At 46.6% G+C, this 1,157-nt stretch carries 1 pseudogene; it reads left to right on the top strand.

Annotated features, from left to right (window positions below):
* The first annotated feature begins 96 nt into the window (after positions 1-96).
* Positions 97-1,151, top strand: a pseudogene (locus tag C7B65_RS26980) (IS630 family transposase).
* The last annotated feature ends 6 nt before the right edge of the window (positions 1,152-1,157 follow it).

Here is a 1,157-nt window from a genome sequence, read left to right on the forward strand (position 1 = left end):
TACTCGCCACGATTGAGAAATGGACTTTTGGATTGTTCTCCCGCATCAACGATAAGATGAGGTTTGTTCTAGAGCAGGAGAAAAGAGGTTGTTAGCATGATTCGGATTGAATTCACACCAGAAATGGTGGCTGAACTGAAATATGAACGGTATCACTATCCTCACCCAAAAGTGCAACAGAAAATGGAAGTGTTGTACCTGAAAAGCCAAGGCTTGGCACACCAAGAAATCCGACGACTGTGCAATATTTCTAAAACCACACTGAGCGTCTATCTCAAACAATATCAAGAAGGTGGAGTCGAGCGGCTCAAACAGTTAGATTATCAGGGGCAACCAAGTGAACTGAATGCCCATGTGCCGACGGTGGAGACTTACTTCAAAGCGCATCCGCCTCAAACGGTTGCCGAGGCACAAGCGAAGATTGCCGAACTGACCGGAATTCAGCGCAGTCCCACTCAAGTCAATGCCTTTCTCAAACGCATCGGGATGAAACGGTGCAAAGTTGGATTTGTACCCGGTAAAAGTAGCGATCCAGACAAGATCGCCGCCCAAGAAACGTTTCGCTTTGAGGTTCTAGAACCGTTGCTCGAAACTGCCAAAGCGGGCAAACAAGCCGTTTTTTTGTCGATGCTGCCCATTTTGTCCACAGTCCTTTTTTAGGCTATCTGTGGTGCTTTGTCCGGGTATTCATCCCCTCACCTGCTGGACGCAACCGCTTTAACGTCTTAGGGGCAATCAATGCCCTAACTTTAGAAATCATCACCGTGACGAACGAAACCTACATCAACGCCGAGAGTGTTTGTCACCTGTTACAGAAGCTCTCTGATTTAGCATTGGGGATACCGATTACCTTAGTCTGGGATAACGCCCGCTATCAAAAGTGCGCTGCGGTGTTTGACTGTGCAGAACGCCTCGCAATTACGTTAGTCTACTTGCCGTCTTACTCGCCGCATTTGAACTTAATCGAACGTCTCTGGCGATTTGTGCGTCGGGAATGTTTATACTCCAAGTATTATGCTGACTTCTCTAGTTTCAAACAGGCAATTTCAACGGTGATAGAGACGGCTCCTATTGACAAACACGACAAGCTAAAAAGCCTGATGAGTTGGAAGTTTCAATCCTTCAAAAAAGTCCAGCTCTTAGCCGATTAGAGTATA

It is taken from the genome of Phormidesmis priestleyi ULC007 (assembly GCF_003003695.1).
GTDB lineage: Bacteria > Cyanobacteriota > Cyanobacteriia > Leptolyngbyales > Leptolyngbyaceae > Phormidesmis_A > Phormidesmis_A priestleyi_A.